17 protein-coding genes, 4 tRNA genes, 2 rRNA genes, 2 other RNA genes and 2 pseudogenes are annotated in these 24,931 nt (G+C 52.5%); 6 read left to right on the forward strand and 21 right to left on the reverse strand.

Annotation, left to right across the window (positions count from 1 at the left end; genetic code table 11):
* Positions 1-35 precede the first annotated feature (35 nt).
* From rpoB to GTU79_RS28295, 14 genes are all read right to left on the reverse strand, one after another.
* Complete coding sequence (gene rpoB, locus GTU79_RS28230; protein ID WP_203523771.1) at positions 36-4,064, reverse strand: DNA-directed RNA polymerase subunit beta; 4,029 nt, start codon at positions 4,062-4,064, stop codon at positions 36-38.
* Positions 4,065-4,419: 355 nt separating this feature from the next.
* Positions 4,420-4,785: a 50S ribosomal protein L7/L12 gene (rplL, locus tag GTU79_RS28235; protein ID WP_132924438.1), complete on the reverse strand. Its 366-nt coding sequence runs from the start codon at positions 4,783-4,785 to the stop codon at positions 4,420-4,422.
* A gap of 66 nt (positions 4,786-4,851) precedes the next feature.
* Positions 4,852-5,349: a 50S ribosomal protein L10 gene (gene rplJ / locus GTU79_RS28240; protein WP_132924436.1), complete on the reverse strand. Its 498-nt coding sequence runs from the start codon at positions 5,347-5,349 to the stop codon at positions 4,852-4,854.
* A 324-nt stretch (positions 5,350-5,673) separates the two neighbouring features.
* Positions 5,674-6,378, reverse strand: coding sequence for a 50S ribosomal protein L1 (gene rplA / locus GTU79_RS28245; protein WP_132924434.1), 705 nt, complete (start codon positions 6,376-6,378; stop codon positions 5,674-5,676).
* A 3-nt stretch (positions 6,379-6,381) separates the two neighbouring features.
* Positions 6,382-6,810, reverse strand: a complete 429-nt coding sequence (rplK, locus tag GTU79_RS28250; protein WP_132924433.1) for a 50S ribosomal protein L11 — start codon at positions 6,808-6,810, stop codon at positions 6,382-6,384.
* 167 nt (positions 6,811-6,977) lie between these two features.
* Entirely contained in the window at positions 6,978-7,523 is a 546-nt protein-coding gene (gene nusG / locus GTU79_RS28255; RefSeq protein ID WP_132924431.1) for a transcription termination/antitermination protein NusG, read from the reverse strand.
* Position 7,524: 1 nt separating this feature from the next.
* A complete protein-coding gene (gene secE, locus GTU79_RS28260; protein ID WP_132924429.1) occupies positions 7,525-7,908 on the reverse strand; it encodes a preprotein translocase subunit SecE in 384 nt (127 codons plus the stop codon).
* A 265-nt stretch (positions 7,909-8,173) separates the two neighbouring features.
* Positions 8,174-9,358, reverse strand: a complete 1,185-nt coding sequence (gene tuf, locus GTU79_RS28265; protein ID WP_132923667.1) for an elongation factor Tu — start codon at positions 9,356-9,358, stop codon at positions 8,174-8,176.
* Between the two features lie 110 nt (positions 9,359-9,468).
* A tRNA-Thr gene (locus GTU79_RS28270) sits at positions 9,469-9,544 on the reverse strand.
* Between the two features lie 4 nt (positions 9,545-9,548).
* Positions 9,549-9,623: transfer RNA gene (locus GTU79_RS28275), tRNA-Gly, on the reverse strand.
* Between the two features lie 141 nt (positions 9,624-9,764).
* Positions 9,765-9,891, reverse strand: a non-coding RNA gene (locus tag GTU79_RS28280) — RtT sRNA.
* Positions 9,892-9,933: 42 nt separating this feature from the next.
* A non-coding RNA gene (locus tag GTU79_RS28285) (RtT sRNA) lies at positions 9,934-10,060 on the reverse strand.
* Between the two features lie 42 nt (positions 10,061-10,102).
* Positions 10,103-10,187 (reverse strand) — tRNA-Tyr (locus tag GTU79_RS28290).
* Positions 10,188-10,198: 11 nt separating this feature from the next.
* Positions 10,199-10,274 (reverse strand) — tRNA-Thr (locus tag GTU79_RS28295).
* Positions 10,275-10,734: 460 nt separating this feature from the next.
* On the opposite strand from GTU79_RS28295, the gene GTU79_RS28300 reads away from it, so the two are divergent.
* Together GTU79_RS28300 and coaA are read left to right on the forward strand one after the other, a co-directional pair.
* Positions 10,735-11,283 carry a GNAT family N-acetyltransferase gene (locus GTU79_RS28300; RefSeq protein WP_132924427.1) on the forward strand — a complete coding sequence of 183 codons (549 nt, stop codon included), beginning with the start codon at positions 10,735-10,737 and terminating at the stop codon, positions 11,281-11,283.
* A 296-nt stretch (positions 11,284-11,579) separates the two neighbouring features.
* Positions 11,580-12,529: pseudogene (gene coaA / locus GTU79_RS28305) on the forward strand (type I pantothenate kinase).
* Between the two features lie 133 nt (positions 12,530-12,662).
* Here the strand turns inward: coaA and birA are convergent.
* The 5 genes from birA to istA (GTU79_RS28330) form a co-directional block, all read right to left on the reverse strand.
* The gene (gene birA / locus GTU79_RS28310) at positions 12,663-13,622 is read right to left on the reverse strand and encodes a bifunctional biotin--[acetyl-CoA-carboxylase] ligase/biotin operon repressor BirA (protein ID WP_132924424.1); all 960 of its coding nucleotides are present in this window, start codon (positions 13,620-13,622) and stop codon (positions 12,663-12,665) included.
* Positions 13,619-14,656, reverse strand: coding sequence for a UDP-N-acetylmuramate dehydrogenase (murB, locus tag GTU79_RS28315; protein ID WP_203523772.1), 1,038 nt, complete (start codon positions 14,654-14,656; stop codon positions 13,619-13,621). Before murB ends, birA begins: the two co-directional genes overlap by 4 nt.
* Positions 14,657-14,807: 151 nt before the next feature.
* A complete protein-coding gene (locus GTU79_RS28320) occupies positions 14,808-15,626 on the reverse strand; it encodes a hypothetical protein (RefSeq protein ID WP_203523773.1) in 819 nt (272 codons plus the stop codon).
* A 270-nt stretch (positions 15,627-15,896) separates the two neighbouring features.
* Positions 15,897-16,679, reverse strand: a complete 783-nt coding sequence (gene istB / locus GTU79_RS28325; protein WP_162368808.1) for an IS21-like element helper ATPase IstB — start codon at positions 16,677-16,679, stop codon at positions 15,897-15,899.
* On the reverse strand, positions 16,679-17,857 hold the full coding sequence (istA, locus tag GTU79_RS28330) for an IS21 family transposase (RefSeq protein ID WP_203522050.1): 1,179 nt from the start codon (positions 17,855-17,857) through the stop codon (positions 16,679-16,681). The genes istB (GTU79_RS28325) and istA (GTU79_RS28330) overlap by 1 nt, the downstream gene beginning before the upstream one ends.
* 72 nt (positions 17,858-17,929) lie before the next feature.
* On the opposite strand from istA (GTU79_RS28330), the gene GTU79_RS28335 reads away from it, so the two are divergent.
* The 4 genes and pseudogenes from GTU79_RS28335 to istB (GTU79_RS28350) all read left to right on the forward strand — a co-directional run bounded on the left by GTU79_RS28335 (position 17,930) and on the right by istB (GTU79_RS28350) (position 21,050).
* Positions 17,930-18,265: a helix-turn-helix domain-containing protein gene (locus GTU79_RS28335; RefSeq protein ID WP_275956942.1), complete on the forward strand. Its 336-nt coding sequence runs from the start codon at positions 17,930-17,932 to the stop codon at positions 18,263-18,265.
* Positions 18,266-18,323: 58 nt separating this feature from the next.
* Positions 18,324-19,532 carry an IS256 family transposase gene (locus tag GTU79_RS28340; protein ID WP_203520630.1) on the forward strand — a complete coding sequence of 403 codons (1,209 nt, stop codon included), beginning with the start codon at positions 18,324-18,326 and terminating at the stop codon, positions 19,530-19,532.
* A gap of 38 nt (positions 19,533-19,570) precedes the next feature.
* Positions 19,571-20,298 (forward strand): annotated as a pseudogene (istA, locus tag GTU79_RS28345) (IS21 family transposase); the annotation flags it as partial.
* Entirely contained in the window at positions 20,295-21,050 is a 756-nt protein-coding gene (gene istB, locus GTU79_RS28350) for an IS21-like element helper ATPase IstB (protein WP_214513577.1), read from the forward strand. The pseudogene istA (GTU79_RS28345) and the gene istB (GTU79_RS28350), both read left to right, overlap by 4 nt.
* 440 nt (positions 21,051-21,490) lie before the next feature.
* Here istB (GTU79_RS28350) and rrf read toward each other — a convergent pair.
* Positions 21,491-21,606 (reverse strand): 5S ribosomal RNA (gene rrf / locus GTU79_RS28355).
* Positions 21,607-21,841: 235 nt separating this feature from the next.
* A 23S ribosomal RNA gene (locus tag GTU79_RS28360) occupies positions 21,842-24,924 on the reverse strand.
* Between the last annotated feature and the right edge of the window lie 7 nt (positions 24,925-24,931).

Here is a 24,931-nt window from a genome sequence, read left to right on the forward strand (position 1 = left end):
CATCTTCCTGCGGCCGGAAAGCCATAGGGGTTAAATTACTCTTCTTCCAGCTCGATGTTGATGCCCAGAGAGCGGATTTCCTTCAGCAACACGTTAAAGGACTCCGGCATGCCTGGTTCCATCGTATGATTGCCATCCACGATGTTTTTGTACATCTTGGTACGACCGTTAACATCATCCGACTTGACAGTCAGCATTTCCTGCAGGGTATAGGCCGCGCCATACGCTTCCAGTGCCCATACTTCCATCTCACCAAAGCGTTGGCCGCCGAACTGCGCCTTACCGCCCAGCGGCTGCTGGGTGACCAGGCTGTAGGAACCGGTGGAACGCGCATGCATCTTGTCATCAACCAAATGGTTGAGTTTCAGCATGTACATGTAGCCCACGGTAACCTGCCGCTCGAACTGCTCGCCGGTACGGCCGTCAAACAAGGTAATCTGACCGGAAGTAGGCAGACCGCCCAATTGCAGCAATTCCTTGATTTCTTTTTCTTTGGCGCCGTCAAACACCGGTGTTGCGATGGGCATACCCTTCTTCAGGTTCTCCGCCAAACGCAGCACTTCGTCATCGCTGAAGGTGGCCAGATCCACTTTCTGGCGGACATCATCCCCCAGATCATAGGCTTTCTGGATGAACTCGCGCAGCTTCGCCACATCCTCGTGCTTTTTCAGCATGGCGTTGATCTTATCGCCGATACCTTTAGCCGCCATGCCCAGATGGGTTTCCAGGATCTGGCCGATGTTCATACGGGACGGTACGCCCAAGGGGTTCAGTACGATATCCACCGGCACGCCGTTTTCATCGTAAGGCATATCCTCGATCGGGTTGATCTTGGAGATAACACCCTTGTTCCCGTGCCGGCCGGCCATCTTGTCGCCCGGCTGAATCTGGCGCTTGACCGCCAGGTACACCTTGACGATTTTCAGCACGCCCGGAGCCAGGTCATCGCCCTGCGTGATCTTGCGGCGTTTCGCTTCCAGCTTCTTCTCGAACACGGTTTTCAGTTCGTCGTACTGTTCCGCCAGCTGCTCAAGCTGATTCTGCTTGTCTTCGTCGCCGAGACCCAGCTCCAGCCAACGCTCACGCGTCAGTTTGGACAGCTTCTCGTCTTCGATGCCGCCGGACACCAGCACGTCATGGATACGGGCAAACAGCCCGGCTTCAAAAATCTGCAGCTCTTCCGTCAGGTCCTTTTTGGCCTGCTTGAGCTGCATCTCTTCGATTTCCAGCGCACGTTTGTCTTTTTCCACGCCGTCGCGGGTAAAGACCTGCACGTCGATAACCGTACCGGATACACCGTTCGGCACTCGCAGCGACGAATCTTTGACGTCCGACGCTTTTTCACCAAAGATGGCGCGCAGCAGCTTTTCTTCCGGGGTCAGCTGGGTTTCGCCCTTCGGCGTCACTTTGCCCACCAGGATATCGCCGCCGGTCACTTCCGCGCCGATGTAGACAATCCCGGATTCATCCAGCTTGGAAAGCGCCGCTTCACCCACATTCGGGATGTCGGCGGTGATTTCTTCAGGCCCCAGCTTGGTATCGCGGGACACGCAGGCCAGCTCCTGGATGTGAATCGTAGTGAAACGATCTTCCTGGACCACACGTTCGGAAACCAGAATGGAGTCTTCGAAGTTGTAGCCGTTCCACGGCATGAACGCCACGCGCATGTTCTGACCCAGCGCCAGTTCACCCAGATCGGTGGACGGACCGTCGGCCAGCACATCGCCGCGTTCAACCGGTTCACCCAGGGACACGCACGGCATCTGGCTGATGCAGGTGTTCTGGTTGGAACGGGTATACTTGGTCAGGTTGTAGATGTCGATGCCCGCTTCGCCCGCCACCATTTCATCAGGATTAACGTTAATCACGATACGAGACGCATCGACATACTGAATGGTACCGCCGCGTTTGGCGACCGCGGTGACACCGGAGTCGACCGCCACGGCGCGTTCCATACCGGTACCTACCAGCGGCTTGTCGGCACGCAGCGTAGGAACGGCCTGACGTTGCATGTTCGCACCCATCAGCGCACGGTTGGCGTCATCGTGTTCCAGGAACGGAATCAGCGACGCACCCACCGAAACGATCTGCTGGGTTGAAACGTCCATATAGTCCACCTGATCGCGAGTGAACAGGCTGGATTCGCCTTTGCTGCGGCACGTAATCAAATCGTCAACGAAATGGCCTTCTTCGTCGAGATCGGTATTGGCCTGGGCAATAACGAAATTGCCCTCTTCAATGGCGGACAGGTAATGGATCTCATCGGTGACCACTTCTTCGCGCACCCGGCGATACGGCGTTTCAAGGAAGCCGTATTCATTGGTCTGCGCATAGACGGACAGCGAGTTGATCAAACCGATATTCGGACCTTCAGGCGTTTCGATGGGGCACACGCGGCCGTAATGGGTCGGATGCACGTCTCGAACTTCAAAGCCCGCGCGTTCACGGGTCAAACCGCCTGGGCCCAATGCGGAGATACGCCGTTTATGGGTAATTTCCGACAATGGGTTGTTCTGGTCCATAAATTGAGACAGCTGGCTGGAACCAAAGAACTCTTTCACCGCGGCGGAAATCGGTTTGGCGTTGATCATGTCCTGCGGCATCAGGGTATCGAGATCCCCCAGCGACAGGCGCTCTTTCACGGCACGTTCAACACGCACCAGGCCGACGCGGAACTGGTTTTCCGCCATTTCGCCCACGGAACGGATACGACGGTTGCCGAGATGATCGATATCATCCACTTCACCCTTGCCGTTACGGATATCAATCAGCTTCTTCATCACTTCGATGATGTCGAGCTTACTGAGGATTCCGGAACCTTCAATCTCTTCGCGCAGCAGCGAACGATTGAACTTCATACGGCCCACGGCGGAGAGGTCGTAGCGATCTTCGGAGAAGAACAGGTTCTCGAACAGGTTTTCAGCCGCTTCGCGGGTCGGCGGTTCGCCGGGACGCATCATGCGGTAGATTTCCACCAGGGCGCTCAGGCGATCGCTGGTAGGATCGACGCGCAAGGTTTCGGAAATATAAGAACCGTGGTCCAAATCATTGGTAAACAGCGTTTCAATACGCTTGTGTCCTGCCTGGCTCAGTTTCGCCAGCAGATCCAATGTCAGTTCCATGTTGGCGGGACAAATGATTTCACCGGTGTTTTCATCGATGTAATCTTTGACCACCACTTTGCCGATGATGTACTCAACCGGCACCTGGATTTTATCGATACCGTCTTTTTCCAGCAGGCGGATATGGCGCGCGGTGATACGGCGGCCTTTCTCAACGTAAACGGTACCGTTGGACTCGATATCAAACGAGGCGGTTTCACCACGTAAACGCTCAGGAACCAGTTCCATCTGCAGTTTATTATCGTGGATTTCATAAATGACTTTATCGAAGAACGTTTCCAGGATCTGCGCCGCGGAATAGTTCAAAGCCCGCAAAACGATCGTGGCGGGCAATTTGCGGCGGCGGTCGATACGGACGAATAAGTTGTCTTTCGGATCAAACTCAAAATCCAGCCAGGAACCACGGTAAGGAATGATGCGCGCGTTGTACAGCACTTTGCCGGACGAATGCGTCTTACCTTTATCGCTATCAAAGAAAACGCCGGGGCTGCGATGCAACTGGGAAACGATAACACGCTCCGTCCCGTTGATCACAAAGGTCCCATTGTCGGTCATGAGCGGTATTTCACCCATGTAGACTTCCTGTTCCTTGATGTCTTTTACCGTGCCTTCCGGGGCTTCGCGTTCGTAAATCACCAGACGCAGTTTAACGCGCAACGGTGCGGAGAACGTGACGCCGCGGATTTGACACTCTTTAACATCAAATACAGGCTCGCCTAGACGGTAACTGACATATTGCAGCTCCGAATTGCCGCTGTAGCTCTGAATGGGGAACACAGAACGGAATGCTGCTTCCAATCCGTACTGACCTTCCGGATCTTGCTCGATGAACTTCTGGAACGAGTCAAGCTGTATAGAAAGGAGATATGGGATGTCCAACACTTGGGGACGTTTCCCAAAATCCTTACGAATGCGTTTTTTTTCGGTATAGGAGTAAACCATAGGGTTCCTCAGCTCGCTGATCAGTGACCCACTCTGTCCGCCCTAATAGGACAGGTCATGCAACACTATTTTATACCCTGCAACTCGACATCTACCGGGTATGTATTCGTTCGGAAAGCGACGATGCCTTCCGCAATACCTGTTTCTATCACTCTTAAACCATTTCATTGCATTTTGTTAAACCAGGGAGGTTTTACAGGAGATGCAGTATATTAAGTCGTCGATAGAGAAAGATATTGAGGTTAATCAGTGGTTAAATAGTGTGAAATCCCACTGACGCCTTACAGCGCAAAAAGGCTGGTGACCCAAAAGTCACCAGCCATCAGCCTAGAATCAGGCTGCCGTACAAAAGGTCTTATTTGATCTCAACAGAAGCACCCGCTTCTTCCAGGGCTTTCTTAAGAGCTTCGGCGTCGTCTTTGTTAACGCCTTCTTTCATGGTCGCCGGAGCGGATTCAACCAGGTCTTTGGCTTCTTTCAGGCCCAGACCGGTGGCGCTACGAACGGCTTTGATAACGGATACCTTGTTACCGCCGATAGCGGTCAGGACAACGTCAAATTCGGTCTTTTCTTCAACAACTTCAGCCGGGCCGGCAGCAACAGCAACCGCGGTGGCGGCAGAAACGCCGAATTTGGTTTCCATCATGGAGATCAGTTCAACCACGTCCATAACGGACATTTCAGCAACTGCGTCCAGAATTTGTTCTTTAGTGATAGACATAACAATTATTCCTAAGATTCAGAAAGTGTTTATACGTTCGCAATAGCAACCGAAAGCCACCGGCAATTAAGCCGCTTCTTTCTGATCGCGCAGTGCAGCAAGAGTACGGACCAGTTTGCCTGCGGAGGCTTCTTTCATGGCCGACATCAGGCGTGCGATAGCTTCATCGTAAGTCGGCAGAGTTGCCAGGCGATCGATATTGGCCGCCGTGATAACTTCACCTTCAAAGGCTGCTGCTTTAACCTCGAATTTTGCGTTTTCTTTGGCGAAAGCCTTGAACAGGCGAGCGGCTGCGCCCGGGTGTTCGTTAGAAAATGCAATCAGGGTCGGACCGACAAACGTGTCTTTCAGGCATTCAAACGGAGTGCCTTCCACGACGCGACGCAGCAAGGTGTTGCGAACAACACGCATGTATACGCCGGCTTCACGACCTGCTTTACGCAGTTCAGTCATTTTACCTACTGTAACGCCGCGAGAATCCGCAACGACAGCAGACAGCGCGCCTTTGGCCACTTCGCTGACTTCAGCAACAATCGCTTGTTTGTCTTGAAGATTTAATGCCATTAGCTTGTGCTCCTGGATTTATCCGGGGGAAAATTCCCGGGGACTCACATCGTTTACTCCCCTTATGGGGTCAAACGTCGATACACGGTGAGCAGAATCCAGCAAACGAATATGTTATTCAGGCTCTGTCACCGTCTACGCAGGACGATTAAGTGTTTACCCGTCATCTTTAAAGGGCATAAACACACCTGCGGTCTTGGACGGAGGCTTGGATAGGCCAAGCTCCAACCGAAAATTCTTTATTCCATCCTGGCGTAAATCAGCCATTGATGAAACAACGGGCGTTCGATTCTAGACGAATCTTGCGCCCGGGTAAAGAGGCAATTAAGCAGTAACCGTTGCCAAACCGCTTTGATCCACAGCCACGCCAGCACCCATGGTGGTGGAAAGACTGATTTTCTTGATATAAATACCTTTAGCCTGAGTCGGTTTGGCTTTTTTCAGCGCAACCAGCAGGGCTTCCAGGTTTTCTCTCAATTTATCGGTATCAAAGTCAACTTTACCGATAGTGGTGTGGATAATGCCGTTTTTGTCGTTGCGATAACGCACCTGGCCGGCTTTAGCGTTTTTAACCGCTTCAGCGACGTTCGGGGTCACGGTACCCACCTTCGGGTTAGGCATCAGGCCGCGCGGCCCGAGGATCTGGCCTAATTGACCCACAACGCGCATGGCGTCAGGGGAGGCGATAACAACATCAAAGTTGAACTCGCCTTTCTTGATCTGATCGGCCAGGTCGTCCATGCCCACCAGGTCGGCGCCTGCTGCTTTGGCAGCTTCGGCATTGGGGCCCTGGGTAAACACGGCAACGCGAACAGTACGGCCGGTACCGTGCGGCAGCACCGTGGCGCCACGGACGTTCTGATCGGATTTACGCGCGTCGATGCCCAGGTTTACTGCAACATCGATGCTTTCGACAAACTTGGCGGTGGCGAGCTCTTTCAGCAAAGCAACGGCTTCATTGATTTCGTACTGCTTGGTGGAATCAATTTTGTCGCGGATAACACGCATGCGCTTGGTCAGTTTAGCCATTTCTTAATCCTCCACTACCAGGCCCATGGAACGAGCAGTACCTTCGATGGAGCGAGACATCGCTTCCACATCGGCACCCGTCATATCCGCCGCTTTGGTTTCCGCGATTTCGCGGATCTGGGCGTGCGTCACTTTACCGACTTTTTCTTTATTCGGCTTACCAGAACCGGATTTAACGCCAGCGGCTTTCTTCAGCAACACGGCTGCCGGCGGGGTTTTGGTAACGAAGGTGAAAGAACGGTCAGAATAGACGGTGATAACAACCGGAATCGGCAGGCCTTTTTCAACGCCTTCTGTTTTGGCATTGAACGCTTTACAGAATTCCATGATGTTAACGCCCTGCTGGCCCAGTGCCGGACCAACCGGCGGACTCGGGTTAGCCATGCCTGCAGCAACCTGCAGTTTCACATAGGCTTGTACTTTCTTGGCCATTTAAATTTCCTCTAGCGGGTGATAGCGCCGGTCAGGGCTCCCCATTGATAATTTTTTTTCTGTACCGAGGGCAGAAATACCGAGGGTACATAAAAAACGAAAGGCGCGAAATTCTAGTTCAATTCCGCACCTAAGGCAAGTTGTATGTGATTTGCGCCTGGACGTTATCAGCCTTTCTCAACCTGGCCGAAGTCAAGCTCAACCGGTGTGGCGCGACCGAATATCGACACCGAGACTTTCAAGCGGCTTTTTTCGTAATCCACCTCTTCCACAACGCCGTTGAAATCCGCAAACGGGCCGTCATTGACCCGCACCAGCTCACCCGGCTCAAACAAGGTTTTCGGCCGCGGTTTATCACCCACCTGCTGGAGGCGATTCATGATCGCGTCGACTTCTTTGTCGCTGATAGGGGCGGGACGATCCGAGGTGCCGCCGATAAAGCCCATCACGCGCGGCACGCTGCGCACCAGATGCCAACTGGCGTCATTCATGACCATTTGAACCAGTACATAACCCGGGAAGAATTTACGCTCGCTCTTGCGGCGCTGACCGCCGCGAATCTCAACGACTTCTTCCGTCGGCACCATGACTTCGCCAAACAGTTCTTCCATATCATGCAATTTAATATATTCGCGTAGGGATTGCGCCACGCGACCTTCAAAACCGGAAAACGCCTGAACGACGTACCAACGTTTCTTAGGAGCTTCGGACATCTTAGAACCTCAGGCCAGTAATAAACGATACCAGACGGACCAGAATACCATCCAGTCCCCACAGGATCAGTGACATCACGGCAGTCACCGCGGCGACGATTAACGTGGTATGTAACGTTTCCTGGCGGGTCGGCCAAATCACTTTACGTACTTCTGTACGCGCTTCTCGCGCAAACGCAACGGTCGATTTACCTTTCACCGTCATTAAGGCAACACCACCCGCAATAGCGATAATCAGCACGACAGCCAGCGCTCGCAGGGGTAAGCTAAAATCACGATAATAATAATTACCGACGATCGCAACCACCAGTAGTATAGCCACCGCTACCCACTTTAACACTTCCAGGCTGCGCCCGCTTCCTTGAGCTTCGGTATTCGCACTCATAAAAAAACCTGTCACGTAGGATTCATACAAACAACTAAGCCCCGCAGAGGGCGAGGCTACCAAGCGAAGATTGCCCTGGATTAGCAACAAAACTCCGAAGTTTCACGCCGCTGATGAAGAGCCCATCTCACCAATGATTATGACGTAAAATCGCTGATGAGATAGGTTCTCTGTCACAGCGTAGAAAAAAGGCATCAAATGATGCCCTTTTACTGCGCGCTACGTCAAATGTTATTCGATATCTTTCAAGACTTATACGGAAGTCTTAAGCGATAACCTTGGCTACCACGCCGGCGCCAACGGTACGGCCGCCTTCGCGAATAGCGAAACGCAAGCCGTCGTCCATGGCGATAGGGGCAATCAGGTTTACAACCATCTTGATGTTGTCGCCAGGCATCACCATTTCCACGCCTTCCGGCAGTTCGATGGTTCCGGTCACGTCAGTGGTACGGAAGTAGAACTGAGGACGGTAGCCTTTGAAGAACGGCGTATGGCGGCCGCCTTCATCTTTGCTCAGAATATAGACTTCTGATTCGAACTGGGTATGCGGATGGATAGTACCCGGTTTAGCCAGTACCTGGCCGCGTTCAACTTCATCACGTTTGGTACCGCGCAGCAGCACGCCCACGTTTTCACCGGCACGGCCTTCATCCAGCAGTTTACGGAACATTTCAACGCCGGTGCAGGTGGTTTTCACGGTCGGTTTGATGCCGACGATTTCAACTTCTTCACCTACTTTCACCACGCCGCGTTCCACACGTCCGGTTACCACGGTGCCGCGGCCGGAGATGGAGAATACGTCTTCGATCGGCAGCAGGAACGGCTTGTCAATGGCGCGAACCGGTTCCGGGATGTAGGTGTCCAGCGCTTCGGCCAGTTCCAGGATCTTGGAGGTCCAGGCTTCGTCGCCTTCCAGCGCTTTCAGGGCGGAACCGCGGATTACCGGCGTGTCGTCGCCCGGGAAATCGTACTGCGACAGCAGTTCGCGTACTTCCATTTCAACCAGTTCCAGCAGCTCTTCGTCATCCACCATGTCGCATTTGTTCATGAAGACGATGATGTAAGGCACGCCTACCTGGCGAGCCAGCAGGATGTGCTCGCGGGTCTGCGGCATCGGGCCGTCGGTTGCCGCTACCACCAGGATCGCGCCGTCCATCTGGGCAGCACCGGTGATCATGTTTTTCACGTAGTCGGCATGCCCGGGGCAGTCAACGTGCGCGTAGTGGCGGGACGGGGTATCGTATTCAACGTGAGAGGTGTTGATGGTGATACCACGGGCCTTTTCTTCCGGCGCGTTGTCGATCTGATCGAAGGCGCGGGCGCTGCCGCCGTAGGCTTTAGCCAATACGGTGGTGATGGCGGCGGTCAGGGTCGTTTTACCATGGTCAACGTGGCCGATAGTACCGACGTTAACGTGTGGTTTTGTACGTTGAAACTTTTCTTTAGACATCGATTGTCCCTCTAAGACACGAATAAATCGGTGGTATCACCACATCAACCAGGCAAACACCTGATAAATTTATTTTCTAACAGAAAGTGAATCAGGAGGGAGACTGAAAGTGGTGCTGATAGGCAGATTCGAACTGCCGACCTCACCCTTACCAAGGGTGCGCTCTACCAACTGAGCTATATCAGCACATTGGAGCGGGCAGTGGGAATCGAACCCACGTCATCAGCTTGGAAGGCTGAGGTAATAGCCATTATACGATGCCCGCAACTTGGAACTCGGCTACCTGATATTCCTGTAGATTGTTGAAAGGTCCAGTGGTTCCGAACCTTGTTGAAGGTTTTCACCTTCCCCCCGGTGCGCAATGTAACTTTGCATCAGGGATTGCCTTGGTTGCCCGCGGCGAATCTGGTGGTGGGGGAAGGATTATTCGTCACTTCGTTCCTCACCCTTCGGGCCGTCGCAAGCGACGTTGTCTCGCGTTGCTCGACTCGAACCTTGTCGAAGGTACTCAACCTTCCCCCCGGTGCGCAATGTAACTTTGCATCAGGGATTGCCTTGGTTGCCCGCGGCGAATCTGGTGGTGGGGGAAGGATTATTCGTCACTTCGTTCCTCACCCTTCGGGCCGTCGCAAGCGACGTTGTCTCGCGTTGCTCGACTCGAACCTTGTCGAAGGTTCTCAACCTTCCCCCCGGTGCGCAATGTAACTTTGCATCAGGGATTGCCTTGGTTGCCCGCGGCGAATCTGGTGGTGGGGGAAGGATTCGAACCTTCGAAGTCAGTGACGGCAGATTTACAGTCTGCTCCCTTTGGCCGCTCGGGAACCCCACCTGAATTTTTTTTGGTGCCGGCAGAAGGAGTCGAACCCTCGACCTACTGATTACAAGTCAGTTGCTCTACCAACTGAGCTATGCCGGCATTAAGTGCAGCGCATTCTAGGTAGAGCCGACGACCTATGCAACAAAAAAATTGCGTAAATCGAATTTTCGCTCAGAAAATGCCCAAATCTGTAAAAGGATTCACAAAGTTGGTTGGTTTTCAGTCCCGAAGACAAATGCCAAGGAGTTTTAAGACAATTTTATGACGGCTTTTGCCATGGCCACCGGACCCTTAGGCATGATATCGCAAGGCGGACGGCATCGAGGTCGTTAACATATCCCCTGAATGTACAATTGTCAAAAGCGTGATCGCCATCACTGCACTAAAAAGGTAAACCTGCCCCTTAAAGGCGCATCTTACTCATCAGCCATGTGATGAGTATTTGTCCAGGGGAAAAATCCAGATGCTAATCAATCAGTTCGGTGAAAATGGTTTTATCAAAATATTGGCATGACTATTGCCTGAATATACCTGTTATCAGCGACAAGAGGATGACATCATGAAAATAGTGCAACTCAATGCGTCTACACTTCCCGTTTACCGCAGCGAACTCGCCGGTTTACTGATGGATGCAGTCCTCCATGGCGCCTCGGTGGGATATAAACATCCCCTGGCTCAGGAAGACGCGGAAAATCATATTCGCGAACTGACCCCCGCAATCGCAAAGAATGAGTTATTGCTTTGGATTGCTCGTGATGAACGGGGCATCGTCGGTAGTATTCAATTAGCGCTTTGCCAAAAACCCAATGGACAAAATCGCTCGGAAATCCAAAAATTATTAGTCCATAGCGAAGGCCGTCGGCAGGGTATCGGGAAATCACTGATTACCGCCCTGGAACGCACCGCCTATGGACTACAGCGTGGTTTGCTTTATTTGGATACGCAAGCTGGTTCACCGGCGGAAGCATTTTATCGCGCCATGGGATATCGTAGTTTGGGAGAAATACCTGATTATGCCTGTACTCCCGACGGCTATTACCACCCTACCGTCATTTATTATAAGCGCCTGTTTGCGGCCAATCAGCAAATTCGAGCCCTCGCCAGCTAAAGCATGACTAAATAGCTTTTCATATTAGCGCTATACTTGCGGGAGATGACATCCCGCCAGCGCTGGCCCTGCACGATGAGAAGTGAAGCATTAATGCGCAAAGCTATTTAGACCGCAAAGTCAGATATTTTTTCCATTCCGGCCTTTGCGGTTGCCTGCCGCTTTCACAATTCAATACTCTAAGCAGAAAAAACACTCTACGATGCTAATGAAGCTGTCTATACTATGCAGCTTGTTTTCGTCCCGGGTGGGCTCGGCTGCCCCGGTTGGACCTGCTTAACAGGCTGGCTAAGCTTATGATAAATCGTGATCAATCACTTACCACCCCCTATCTCCAGTTCAACCGGAAGCAATGGGCCGCGTTGCGGGATACCGTGCCCTTAACGTTAACTGAAGAAGAGATTATCAAGCTCAAGGGAATAAATGAGGATCTCTCACTGGATGAAGTGACGGAAATTTATCTTCCCCTTTCGCGTTTACTGAATTTTTATATCAGTTCAAACCTGCGGCGCCAGGCAGTCTTGGAACAGTTTCTAGGCACCAACGGCCAGCATATTCCGTATGTCATAGGTATTGCCGGCAGCGTAGCTGTAGGCAAAAGCACTACGGCACGCGTACTTCAGGCGTTACTGAGCCGTTGGCCGGAACACCGTTCAGTGGAACTGGTTACTACCGATGGCTTTCTTTTTCCCAATCGCGTTCTAAAAGAACGGGATATAATGAAAAAGAAAGGATTTCCTCAATCCTATGATATGCGCAGCCTGGTCAACTTTGTTTCCGAGGTAAAATCAGGTGCTAAGGAAGTCAGCGCGCCAGTCTACTCCCATTTGATCTATGATATTATCCCGGAAGACAGGAAAGTCATCTCGCAACCCGATATCCTTATTCTGGAAGGACTAAATGTGCTGCGGAGCGGCATGGATTACCAGCATGCCTCACACCATGTGTTCGTATCCGATTTTGTCGATTTCTCGTTGTATGTAGATGCGCCGGAAAAACTATTAAAGAGCTGGTATATCAACCGCTTTCTTAAATTCCGTCAAGGTGCTTTTCAAATCCGGATTCCTATTTCCATAATTATGCAAAACTGTCGGAGGAAGAAGCCGTACACATTGCAACGCAAATATGGACGGAAATCAACGGACTGAATTTGAAGGAAAATATTCTCCCTACCCGCGAGCGCGCCAGCCTAATCCTGACCAAAAGCGCCAATCATGCGGTAGAGAATATTCTTTTGAGAAAATAATTTCTCCAATAGTTCAGCACTGTCCGGCCTGAGCATAAGTCTCAGGTCGGGTTTTGAGAGTCATAAAGCGTATTTTTTATTTATTGCAATAGCGTTAGCATTCTGTACTGCCAGGCAAGTTGAAATCTTATATTTAAAGCCCGCGCAATGAGATCTCCCCCCCCAAATAAGCTTTGACTGTATTATCCTGTTCCAGCAACAAGGCCCCCTGCATGTCGATACCATGGGCAATTCCCTTTATTTCACGATCGCCGATCAGGAGTTTCACTGGCCGGTTGTAATAATTATCCAGCACCTGCCAGCGTTGATGAAAGGCAGCAAATCCGTCACGCTCAAATACCGGCATTGCCTGCCTTAATTCTTTGATCAAACTTGCGGCCAAATCATTGCGATCAATTTTAATACCGGCTTCCTGCAGGTTAATCCATCCCTGGTCGATTACAGCATTTACCGGTTCGCGCATGGATAAATTAATACCCGCGCCAATAACCACATGGGCCGCATCACCTGCTTTACCGCTTATCTCTACGAGTATTCCGGCCAGCTTGCGATCGTGCAGATATAAATCGTTTGGCCATTTTACCCGCACATCCTGAGCGCCGAGGCGCTGGAGTACTTCCGCCATGATTATGCCGATGACCAGGCTTAAACCGATGGCGGCGGCAGGCCCTTGTTCGAGGCGCCAGTATAGCGACAGGTAAAGATTGGCGCCGAACGGGGAGAACCAGTGCCGCCCTCGACGCCCTCGTCCTTGTCCCTGATACTCGGCGACACATGCATCTCCGGAGCTGAGTGTTGCAATCCTGTCCATTAGATATTGATTGGTGGAATCAATAACCGGCAATACCGCAACCCGCCCTTCGGGCAGATGGGAAAGTATTATCTTCTCGTCAAGCAACTGCAATGGCCCATGCAAACGATATCCTTTGCCGGGAACGGTAAAAACATCCACCCCCCATTCGCGCAGAGTCTGTATATGCTTGTTGATAGCCGCCCGGCTCATGCCCAGCGTTTCCCCGAATTGCTCGCCGGAATGGAAATCGCCGTCCGCAAGCAGACTCACCAATTTCAAGGGAACAGTAATGTCTTTCATGACAGCACCTCTACCGCATCCACTTCGCCCTGTGCGGCAATAAACCTTACCTCGGGTTCGAGCCAAACCTTGAATTTTTCTGCTACCTGCCGCCTTACATGCCTGGCCAGGACCGCAATATCCCCACCGGTAGCCTGGCCCCTGTTAATGAGTACCAAGGCTTGTTTTTCATGCACCGCCGCAGCCCCATATCGGAAACCTTTCATAGCACATTGATCGATGAGCCAGCCCGCGGCGAGCTTCACTTCCCCTGTGGGCTGGGGATAATGGGGAGCATCGGAATACTTGCGCAGCAGATTTCGGGCAGTTTCGGCACTGACCAGCGGATTTTTAAAAAAACTGCCGGCATTACCCACTATGGCGGGATCGGGTAATTTCGCCCATCGCATGGCGCACACCGTATCGAAGATCTCGCGCGGCGTCACGCGTTCACTGTCCAGACGGGTCAACTCGCCATAGGTAAGCACCGGATGCCAGCTTTTGCTGAGAATAAAGCCAACCGCTACAATAGCGTAGCCGTCGCGATAATCACGTTTGAATATGCTGTCCCGATAGCCAAAGCAGCATTCGGCGGCAGAGAGACGTTTTTTAACGCCGCTGTTGAGCTCGAGCAGATCGACATATTCGCAGACACTCTCCACTTCGACGCCATAAGCGCCGATATTCTGAATCGGCGCCGATCCCGTACGCCCGGGAATCATCGCCAGATTTTCCAGCCCGGCCATGCCGCGATCCAGCGTAAACGATACCAGCCCATGCCAGTCTTCGCCTGCCCCCGCGTGGATATGCCAGAACTTTTCATCCTCAGTGACGCTGATTCCCATGATACGGTTAAGCAGCAGCATTCCGGCGAAATCCTCCAGGAACAAAACGTTGCTTCCCCCCCCCAGCAACAGAACGGGCAACGCTTTTTCCTGGGCTTCCTGCCAACGCGCCAGCAGATCCATCTCAGAACCGGCTGCCACAATTTCTCTCGCGGTAGCGTCTATGCCAAAGGTATTCAGGTGTTTTACCGGCACCGCGTGCGTCATCATTGTTTAACCCATATCGATCATTCATGCTTTTATTCTACCCGATTCCTCCGGCCTCGGGTGAGAGACATTTATCCTGACCCCGCTCAATGGGTATGCAGAGACAAGGCCAATAGCAAGCCGAACCGCGCAATCCTTAGCTTTACCAGAGCCGCTATGCCTCGGTGGAATTATCTTTATTAATATACAGTTGCCAATTTTTATTAATGTCTATCAGTGCAGATTCAAAAGCAACAGGGTTTTTCAAACCATTATCGGTACAATAGGCGTCAATCATGGCATTAATTTCACTATTAATTCTTTCTATATTTTTTTGATCTCTTGTTGCTATGGGATTATTTTTTTGCAGTATACTGAGTACCGCGTTCAATAAAGGATTGGCCCCTTCGCCTTTAGGAAAATAAATACCTTCTTTTTCGTTGCATGCCACACCCCAGTCATAGGCGGCTTGCCCCATGGTTTTCAGATATTCTCTGGGAAGGGACGATTCGTTTTCGCCAAGCACTCCTGGCTTATTATGAAAATAATGTATTTTGAAAGAGGTTTTAACGTCTCGATACACTGCCGCGAATATTGCGTCAATAACTTGTTCTTTATATTTTTCATCCTTTATTTTTTCTTGAAAGTCTTCCTTCAATTTTGTGAGCTGTTCAGCCATATCATTTTCAAACTGCTCGTGAGCATCCAAAATCGGTTTACATGATAGCAAAACAATCCCGTTATCTTCTGACTGGAGCGAAACGCCGCTGCGGCGTTTGTCGCTTCGCACTGATTTTATAGATGAAATCAGGTACTTTATGGATCTTGCATAACATGTTTTGGCATGCGTCAGATAGGCGATGGCATTATTCTTTACGGAGATACATTTTTCAAATATCCTTTTGTAACCTTCCGCCGGCTTTTTAGCCTCTGTTTTTTCCGACTGACTAATCCCCATTTTAGTTGATGAGCTTACATTTTTGATTATGATCATAATTAACCTAACCTCGTTAGAGAGTTATTTGTGCATTTATATAAACAGAAACTAAACTAATGGCGATTGCAAATATCGTCTATTTGATACTCCTTTGAAAAAGATAGGCAGGCTAAGTGTCGCTACCGATGTAATTATGACCCACCTACCAATGTAAATCTGACCCACCTGGGGTAACAATGGCAGCTTTAAGAAGCTGCCCATGCTGACATGTCAACATCGTGAAGCGGTGGCCCTTTTCAACGTTTCCGTTGTCCACTGTTTATCGTTTTAACGTCCGCTCATTATCGCGTCATCTGACGCACTCTTTGCCGATAACATTCCTGCCTTGCGTTTATCTTTCAGCCGGTAGCTTTGCCCCTTTATATTAACCGTGGTTGAGTGGTGCAGTAAGCGGTCCAGGATCGCCGATGCCAGCACGTTATCGCCGAACACTTCTCCCCAGTCCACGAAGCTTTTATTCGAGGTCAGTATGATGCTCGCTTTTTCATAACGCCGATTCAGCAGCCGGAAGAACAGGCTCGCCTCTTCCCGCGTCATCGGCAGATAGCCGATTTCATCGAGGATCAGCACCCGGCTATAGCTTAACAGTTGGATCTGCCTCTCCAGGCGGTTTTCTTGTTTTGCCTTAAGCAGTGTTGCCATCAGTTTATCCAGCGGCGTGAACAGCACCCTGTGTCCACCATCCGCTGCTTTGACGCCCAGGGCCACCGCCAGATGGGTTTTCCCCACCCCCGGCGGACCCAGCAAGATAACATTTTCATTGCGCTCCACGAACGCCAGTCCCGCCAACTCGCGGATCACTTTGCGATCTATTCCCGGCTGGAAGGTGAAGTCGAACTGCTCCAGCGTTTTTATCCAGGGTAACCGGGCCTGTTTGAGCCGTGATTCCAGGCCCCGGCTACGGCGCCCGTTCCATTCCTGTGACAAGGCGCGGATCAAGAACTCCCGGTAGTTCAGTTCTTCTTTCGTGGCCTGCTCCAGCAGGTTTTCCACCGCGCCGCTCAGATGGTCCATTTTCAGCCGGGTCAGTAGGTTTTCCAGTTCGTTCATCACTGTAGTCCCTCATAGGCATCCAGCGGTCGTTGCTCTACCTGGCAGGTCCGCTGCCACAGCGCCTGGTGATGTTCCGGCACCGTCTGCCATCCGGCGGTGGCCGGTGACAACGGATGGCGGGCGATAAGCTCGTCATTGCCGTAGACGCGTAACTCGTCGTCCAGGGTAATGCGTACCGTAACCTGGCGCCCGCACCAGGCTTCGGGCAGGCTGTAGCGGTTGCCCCGCACGTCGATGTAGCCATCCCAGGCCGCTTGGCGGATATCGTGATAACTCGTATCGAACGGACCGGCGGGCAACGGTTGCAGGGCGGTTTTTTCCGCCTCGAACCGTTCTGTCGGTGTCTGATGGAACTGGCGCAGGTCGCGTTGATCGGCCTCTTGCGCCAGCCACTGGGTCAGGAGCTGATTGACGTGCGCAAAACTGTCGAACCGGCGATAGTGAACGAAGAAGTTGTGTTTCACATAACCCACCATGCGCTCCACTTTCCCTTTGGTCCTGGGCCGGTGAGGCCGGCAGGCACGGGGGATAAAGCCGTAGTGCTTCGCCAACGACTGGAAGCCGGCGTTGAAGATAACCTCGCCGGTATTATCGTGTTTGAGTACCGCGGCCTTCTGGTTATCAACCAGCACGGTTTTCACGCTGCCGCCGAAGTAACCGAACGCCTGCACCAGCGATTCGTAAGTGTGCTCCGCATCCTGGCAGGGCGCGGCGAAGACATGGAAGCGGCGCGAGTAGCCCAGCGTATTGACCGCAAAGTTGATTTTACACGGCAGGCCCGCCACTTCGGCTTCCACTTCACCCCAGTCGTGCTGCAACTGATAACCGGGCTGCGTTTCGAAGCGGACGGTTTCACGACCATGCCGGAGTTGGCGTTTGGGCTGGATATATTCCCGCAGCACGGTGGTACCGCCATCATAGCCTTGCGCCTTGATTTCCTGGAAAATCACTTGCGCGTTCCAGACATGTTCGCTCAGGCGCATATCGATAAAAGCCATATAAGGTTCAAGTTTGCGCATACGCCGCCGTGAAGGCACTTGGCGAGGACATTCAGGCTCGGACAGGTGACGCCTGACTGTGCGTTCGGAGCAGCCAATCTGACGGGCAATGTCGATAATATAAGCGCCATGAATGCGCATTTGTTTTATCATTAGATGGTCCTCTCTGCTTAACATTGCTCTTCCTTTTTCGGTGTAGGAACCTTAAAGAAAGACCATGTTGGGTGGAGTGGACAACTTTTCCGATGAATTACGACCTTATATCAGCGATGCCGACAGACATTGGAGTTACGAGTGGAGATCGCAGTTCTTTTACGTCAGGGCATGTCTATACGTGGCATTGCTCGCCAACTTTCCTGTTCCCGGCAGACCGTCCGACGCTATATCCGTATGCTGGCGTCCCCTGCCAAGGCCAGCTACAAGACCCGGGCGCCGAGGCCCGGCAAGCTTGACCCTTATAAGCCTTATATTCTTGAACGTGTGTACGCCGCCAGACCGCATTGGATCCCCGGCAGCGTCATGCTCCGTGAGATACAACTTCGGAGATATTCCGGGGGCTACAGTATGCTCAGAGCCTGTACATAGATTTGTGTAATTGCCTGATTTTGATATCTTCTATCCAACATCAAAAACAGGTTAATTTATGGACGAAAAACAGTTGCAGGCTCTGGCTAACGAATTGGCCAAAAATCTTAAAACCCCGGAAGATCTCAACCAGTTTGATCGCTTACTGAAAAAAATCAGTGTCGAGGCGGCTCTAAACGCTGAAATGACACATCACCTCGGTTACGATAAAAATCAGCCCAGGACCGGCTCCAATGCCCGCAACGGCTACTCGGCTAAGACAGTAACCACCGGCGATGGGCCACTGGAACTGCGTACTCCGCGCGATCGAGAGGGGTCCTTCGAACCGCAATTGGTGAAGAAAAACCAGACCCGGATCACCGGCATGGACAACCAGATCCTGTCGTTGTACGCCAAAGGCATGACCACCCGCGAGATCGCCGCCGCGTTTAAAGAATTGTATGACGCTGATGTTTCGCCGGCGCTGGTATCGAAGGTGACTGATGCCGTGATGGAGCAGGTTGTAGAATGGCAAAATCGGCCACTGGATACTGTCTATCCCATTGTTTACCTTGACTGTATCGTACTTAAAGTTCGGCAAGATAGCCGCGTCATCAACAAAACCGTGTTCCTGGCCCTGGGCATCAATATCGAAGGGCAGAAAGAGTTGCTGGGGATGTGGCTGGCCGAAAATGAAGGGGCAAAGTTCTGGCTGAACGTGCTGACGGAGCTGAAAAACCGCGGTCTGAACGATATTCTCATCGCCTGCGTTGACGGTCTGAAAGGCTTCCCGGACGCCATCAATGCGGTCTACCCGCAGGCGCGTATCCAGCTGTGTATCGTGCATATGGTGCGCAACAGTCTGCGGTTCGTCTCCTGGAAGGACTACAAAGCCGTCACCCGGGACCTGAAGGCCATCTATCAGGCGCCTACGGAAGAGGCTGGCTTGCAAGCGCTGGAAGCGTTCGCCAGTGCCTGGGATAACCGCTATCCGCAGATAAGCCGCAGCTGGCAGGTAAACTGGGCGAATCTTGCCACGTTCTTTGGCTACCCACCGGACATCCGCAAGGTGATCTACACGACCAACGCCATCGAGTCGCTGAACAGCGTAATCCGCCACGCGATCAAAAAGCGTAAGGTGTTCCCGACAGACGACTCAGTGAAAAAGGTGGTGTGGCTGGCGATCCAGGCAGCATCACAGAAATGGACGATGCCGCTGAAGGACTGGCGTATGGCGATGAGCCGCTTTATTATCGAGTTCGGTGACCGCCTGGACGGTCACTTCTGAGGAAAGGCATTTACACAGAATCATGTACAGGGCCTATGCTCACCGCTTTTTTACTTCACCTTAAACAACAACCGGTTGACCCGGTGGTCCGTTTTGAGACCCAGCCCGGCGAACAGATGCAGGTTGATTTCACCGTGATAAGACAAGGCCGTCACCCGTTGTTGGCTTTTGTCGCCACCCTTGGCTGGAGCAGGGCAACCTTTGTACGTTTCTACGCCTGCCAGGATACCGCCGCTTGGTGTGATGGCATCGAGCAGGCGCTGTGCGCCTTTGGCGGTACACCGCAGCACCTTCTTTTTGATAACGCGAAGACCATTATCCTTGAACGCGATGTCTATGGCGTTGGCCGCCATCGGTGGAACCCGCCGCTACTGGCGCTCGCGGAGAAGTACGGTTTTACGCCCCGCGTGTGCCGGCCTTATCGCGCGAAGACCAAGGGTAAAGTTGAGCGATTCAACCACTATTTGAAGACCAGTTTTGTCGTTCCCCTGGCGACCACGTTTAAACAGGCCGGTTTAGTCCTTGACGTGGATTCTGCCAACAGCCGTATCGGGCCATGGCTTACCACCGTCGCCAACGCCCGCAAGCATGGCACCACCGGCATTCCCCCCGAGCAGCGGCTACAGCAGGAGATTGACGTGCTGCTCCCGTTGCCGCGCGAAGGCACAGAGGTACCGTTATCGGTTGATAACCACCGGGTTTTGCCCGTGAGAGTTTTCAACATCCGCTGTCGGTCTATCAGTCGCTGCTGGAGGTGAGGTCATGAGCCTTCAGCATCAGCGGATCAGCGAACTGTGCGAGTACTTTAAGCTTGACCGCATCGCCGCCGAGTGGCCTGGATTGGCACAGAAGACGCTGGATGATACCGGAACGTTCGGCGATTTTCTGGAGCAGTTGCTTCGCCTGGAGAATGACAGCCGCAACGAGCGGCGGCGCCAGACGCTGCTGCGCCTGTCGGGTTTGCCTGCGGTCAAGACGCTGGAGCAGTTTGACTTCAAGTTTGCCAGCGGCGCACCACGGGCACAGCTGCAGGAACTGGCTGGATTGGCGTTTATCGAAAGACAGGAGAACATCGTATTACTCGGGCCTTCCGGCGTTGGCAAGAGCCATTTGGCCTGCGCGTTGGCACATAAAGTCGCGATGGCCGGACTCAGCGTACGCTTCATTACGGCGGCGGATATGATGTTGCAACTGGTCGCCGCTCACCGTCAGGGCGATTTAAAAGGCTATTTAGGCCGGTGTGTCACCAAGCCCCGATTATTGGTGATCGACGAAGTGGGTTATCTGCCGTTCGGTAAAGAAGAAGCCAATTTATTCTTCCAGGTCGTGGCCCGCCGTTATGAAACAGGCAGCGTGATATTGACGAGTAACCTGCCGTTTACGCAGTGGTCTGGGACGTTTGGCGATGATGAGACGCTGACAGCGGCGATGTTGGATCGACTGCTGCACCATGCGCATATCGTCCAAATAACCGGCCAAAGCTATCGATTAAAGACAAGCTCAAAAGTGGTCAGCTAAGGAAACCAAAGCTGGCTGAACCACAACGATAACTCGTGGGGGGGTGGGTAACTTTTACTTTGGCATGGTGGGTCACAATTCAATCGGTATTGACAGCTAAGTCAACTTTATAAATAATATATCATTTTTGGTAAGGATTTCTTTTATTTATCTTTGCGAGATTAAGTGAGATGAACTGCCTGTTCAAAAAAATCGAGTAGGAGGCGGTATTACAACCACCGTCCTCTCACACCACCATACGTACGGCTCCGTATACGGCGGTTTCCGGGTGTGCAGAGGACCTTGCATCTTCCATCGACCCTTCACCGCCACGGTCCACAGACAGCGCCCGTCAAAGCGTTACGCGCCATGCCTGGAGCCTCTGACGGAATAGCGAACCGCCTGGTTTAGCAGGCAGAAAAAAGCCCTCTGTTTTCACAGAGGGCTTCGTTCAATTGGATGCCTGGCAGTTCCCTACTCTCGCATGGGGAGACCCCACACTACCATCGGCGCTACGGCGTTTCACTGCTGAGTTCGGCATGGGGTCAGGTGGGACCACCGCGCTAGTGCCGCCAGGCAAATTTCTCGTCTCTTCCTGAGACTCGCCCTGCGGGCCAGCGCTGTGCGCTGTACAAAATCGTTCCCGACGATTTTGTCATTTCCCCCGTGCAAGGCCAACGCTCCGCGTTGTTGACAGTCCGTCAGTGCTTCGACCGACTGTTTTGTATTCTTTAGGTCCGGAACAATCGCTGAAAATTCTCTCATCGCCCTTGCGGACAACGCTCTCATCGCCCAAACACCTTAGGTGTTGTAAGGTTAAGTCTCACGGGTCATTAGTATCGGTTAGCTCAACGCATCGCTGCGCTTACACACCCGACCTATCAACGTCATCGTCTTTAACGTCCCTTCAGGTGGCCTTAAGCCACAGGGAAGACTCATCTCGAGGCAAGTTTCCCGCTTAGATGCTTTCAGCGGTTATCTCTTCCGCACGTAGCTACCGGGCAATGCCATTGGCATGACAACCCGAACACCAGTGGTGCGTCCACTCCGGTCCTCTCGTACTAGGAGCAGCCCCTCTCAATCTTCCAACGCCCACGGCAGATAGGGACCGAACTGTCTCACGACGTTCTAAACCCAGCTCGCGTACCACTTTAAATGGCGAACAGCCATACCCTTGGGACCTACTTCAGCCCCAGGATGTGATGAGCCGACATCGAGGTGCCAAACACCGCCGTCGATATGAACTCTTGGGCGGTATCAGCCTGTTATCCCCGGGTACCTTTTATCCGTTGAGCGATGGCCCTTCCATTCAGAACCACCGGATCACTAAGACCTGCTTTCGCACCTGCTCGAGCCGTCACTCTCGCAGTCAAGCTAGCTTATGCCTTTGCACTAACCTCACGATGTCCGACCGTGATTAGCTAACCTTCGTGCTCCTCCGTTACTCTTTAGGAGGAGACCGCCCCAGTCAAACTACCCACCAGACACTGTCCTCGACCCCGATTAGGGGCCGGAGTTAGAACATCAAACATTAAAGGGTGGTATTTCAAGGTTGGCTCCATAAGGACTGGCGTCCCTACTTCACTGCCTCCCACCTATCCTACACATCAAGGCTCAATGTTCAGTGTCAAGCTATAGTAAAGGTTCACGGGGTCTTTCCGTCTTGCCGCGGGTACACTGCATCTTCACAGCGAGTTCAATTTCACTGAGTCTCGGGTGGAGACAGCCTGGCCATCATTACGCCATTCGTGCAGGTCGGAACTTACCCGACAAGGAATTTCGCTACCTTAGGACCGTTATAGTTACGGCCGCCGTTTACCGGGCTTCGATCAAGAGCTTCTCCTTACGGATAACCCCATCAATTAACCTTCCGGCACCGGGCAGGCGTCACACCGTATACGTCCACTTTCGTGTTTGCACAGTGCTGTGTTTTTAATAAACAGTTGCAGCCAGCTGGTATCTGCGACTGGCTTCAGCTCGGGAAGCAAGTTCCTCCACCTAATGCCAGCGTGCCTTCTCCCGAAGTTACGGCACCATTTTGCCTAGTTCCTTCACCCGAGTTCTCTCAAGCGCCTCGGTATTCTCTACCTGACCACCTGTGTCGGTTTGGGGTACGATTCGATGTGACCTGGTGCTTAGAGGCTTTTCCTGGAAGCGTAGCATCAACCCCTTCGCCACCGTGGTGGCTCGTCATCACGCCTCAGTGTTATAAGAGAACGGATTTTCCTGTCCTCTCCACCTGCACGCTTGAACCGGGACAACCGTCGCCCGGCCGGTCTAGCTTTCTCCGTCCCCCCTTCGCAGTCACACCCAGTACAGGAATATTAACCTGTTTCCCATCGACTACGCCTTTCGGCCTCGCCTTAGGGGTCGACTCACCCTGCTCCGATTAACGTTGAACAGGAACCCTTGGTCTTCCGGCGAGCGGGCTTTTCACCCGCTTTATCGTTACTTATGTCAGCATTCGCACTTCTGATACCTCCAGCAACCCTCACAGGCCACCTTCTCAGGCTTACAGAACGCTCCTACCCAACGGGCGTATCCTTAAGTCAACTCGACGTCATGAACGCATTGACGTCGCTGCGCTCCGTCAATCGTCTTTACCGCACAATTGTCTTAAGTGATACGCCCGCTGCCGCGGCTTCGGTGCATGGTTTAGCCCCGTTACATCTTCCGCGCAGGCCGACTCGACCAGTGAGCTATTACGCTTTCTTTAAATGATGGCTGCTTCTAAGCCAACATCCTGGCTGTCTATGCCTTCCCACATCGTTTCCCACTTAACCATGACTTTGGGACCTTAGCCGGCGGCCTGGGTTGTTTCCCTCTTCACGACGGACGTTAGCACCCGCCGTGTGTCTCCCGTGATAACATTCTTCGGTATTCGCAGTTTGCATCGGGTTGGTAATCCGGGGTGGACCCCTAGCCGAAACAGTGCTCTACCCCCGAAGATGAATTCACGAGGCGCTACCTAAATAGCTTTCGGGGAGAACCAGCTATCTCCCGGTTTGATTGGCCTTTCACCCCCAGCCACAAGTCATCCGCTAATTTTTCAACATTAGTCGGTTCGGTCCTCCAGTTAGTGTTACCCAACCTTCAACCTGCCCATGGCTAGATCACCGGGTTTCGGGTCTATACCCTGCAACTATACGCCCAGTTAAGACTCGGTTTCCCTACGGCTCCCCTATGCGGTTAACCTTGCTACAGAATATAAGTCGCTGACCCATTATACAAAAGGTACGCAGTCACCCCATCACTAAGCCCCCTCTGCTTATTTTGTCGGTTGGGCGTCGCTTTCGCTCCGCCTACCGCACCTTTAGCAAAGGATGCATATGCAGCTTCACCACTGGCTTAGTGATGGGGCTCCACTGCTTGTACGTACACGGTTTCAGGTTCTGTTTCACTCCCTCGCCGGGGTTCTTTTCGCCTTTCCCTCACGGTACTGGTTCACTATCGGTCAGTCAGGAGTATTTAGCCTTGGAGGATGGTCCCCATCTTCAGACAGGATATCACGTGTCCCGCCCTACTCATCGAACCCACAACCTCTGCACCTTCGGATACGGGCTATCACCCTCTGTCGCCGGACTTTCCAGACCGTTCTCCTGATGCAAAAGCTGATGGTGGTTCTGGGCTGTTCCCCGTTCGCTCGCCGCTACTGGGGGAATCTCGGTTGATTTCTTTTCCTCGGGGTACTGAGATGTTTCAGTTCCCCCGGTTCGCCTCATTGCGCTATGGATTCACGCAATGATAGTGCAACGAATTGCACTGGGTTTCCCCATTCGGACATCGCCGGCTAATAACGCTTCATATCAGCTTACCGACGCTTTTCGCAGATTAGCACGTCCTTCATCGCCTCTGACTGCCTAGGCATCCACCGTGTACGCTTAGTCACTTAACCTCACAAC

Origin of the sequence: Sodalis ligni (assembly GCF_016865525.2) — a bacterium.
Taxonomy (GTDB): Bacteria; Pseudomonadota; Gammaproteobacteria; order Enterobacterales; family Enterobacteriaceae; genus Acerihabitans; species Acerihabitans ligni.

Excerpts from the sequence above, each read along its gene's own strand:
- rpoB (WP_203523771.1), bottom strand. The coding sequence starts at position 4,064 with ATGGTTTACTCCTATACCGAAAAAAAACGCATTCGTAAGGATTTTGGG.
- rplL (WP_132924438.1), bottom strand. The coding sequence starts at position 4,785 with ATGTCTATCACTAAAGAACAAATTCTGGACGCAGTTGCTGAAATGTCC.
- rplJ (WP_132924436.1), bottom strand. The coding sequence starts at position 5,349 with ATGGCATTAAATCTTCAAGACAAACAAGCGATTGTTGCTGAAGTCAGC.
- rplA (WP_132924434.1), bottom strand. The coding sequence starts at position 6,378 with ATGGCTAAACTGACCAAGCGCATGCGTGTTATCCGCGACAAAATTGAT.
- rplK (WP_132924433.1), bottom strand. The coding sequence starts at position 6,810 with ATGGCCAAGAAAGTACAAGCCTATGTGAAACTGCAGGTTGCTGCAGGC.
- nusG (WP_132924431.1), bottom strand. The coding sequence starts at position 7,523 with ATGTCCGAAGCTCCTAAGAAACGTTGGTACGTCGTTCAGGCGTTTTCC.
- secE (WP_132924429.1), bottom strand. The coding sequence starts at position 7,908 with ATGAGTGCGAATACCGAAGCTCAAGGAAGCGGGCGCAGCCTGGAAGTG.
- tuf (WP_132923667.1), bottom strand. The coding sequence starts at position 9,358 with ATGTCTAAAGAAAAGTTTCAACGTACAAAACCACACGTTAACGTCGGT.
- GTU79_RS28300 (WP_132924427.1), top strand. The coding sequence starts at position 10,735 with ATGAAAATAGTGCAACTCAATGCGTCTACACTTCCCGTTTACCGCAGC.
- birA (WP_132924424.1), bottom strand. The coding sequence starts at position 13,622 with ATGAAAGACATTACTGTTCCCTTGAAATTGGTGAGTCTGCTTGCGGAC.
- murB (WP_203523772.1), bottom strand. The coding sequence starts at position 14,656 with ATGATGACGCACGCGGTGCCGGTAAAACACCTGAATACCTTTGGCATA.
- GTU79_RS28320 (WP_203523773.1), bottom strand. The coding sequence starts at position 15,626 with ATGATCATAATCAAAAATGTAAGCTCATCAACTAAAATGGGGATTAGT.
- istB (WP_162368808.1), bottom strand. The coding sequence starts at position 16,679 with ATGAACGAACTGGAAAACCTACTGACCCGGCTGAAAATGGACCATCTG.
- istA (WP_203522050.1), bottom strand. The coding sequence starts at position 17,857 with ATGTTAAGCAGAGAGGACCATCTAATGATAAAACAAATGCGCATTCAT.
- GTU79_RS28340 (WP_203520630.1), top strand. The coding sequence starts at position 18,324 with ATGGACGAAAAACAGTTGCAGGCTCTGGCTAACGAATTGGCCAAAAAT.
- istB (WP_214513577.1), top strand. The coding sequence starts at position 20,295 with ATGAGCCTTCAGCATCAGCGGATCAGCGAACTGTGCGAGTACTTTAAG.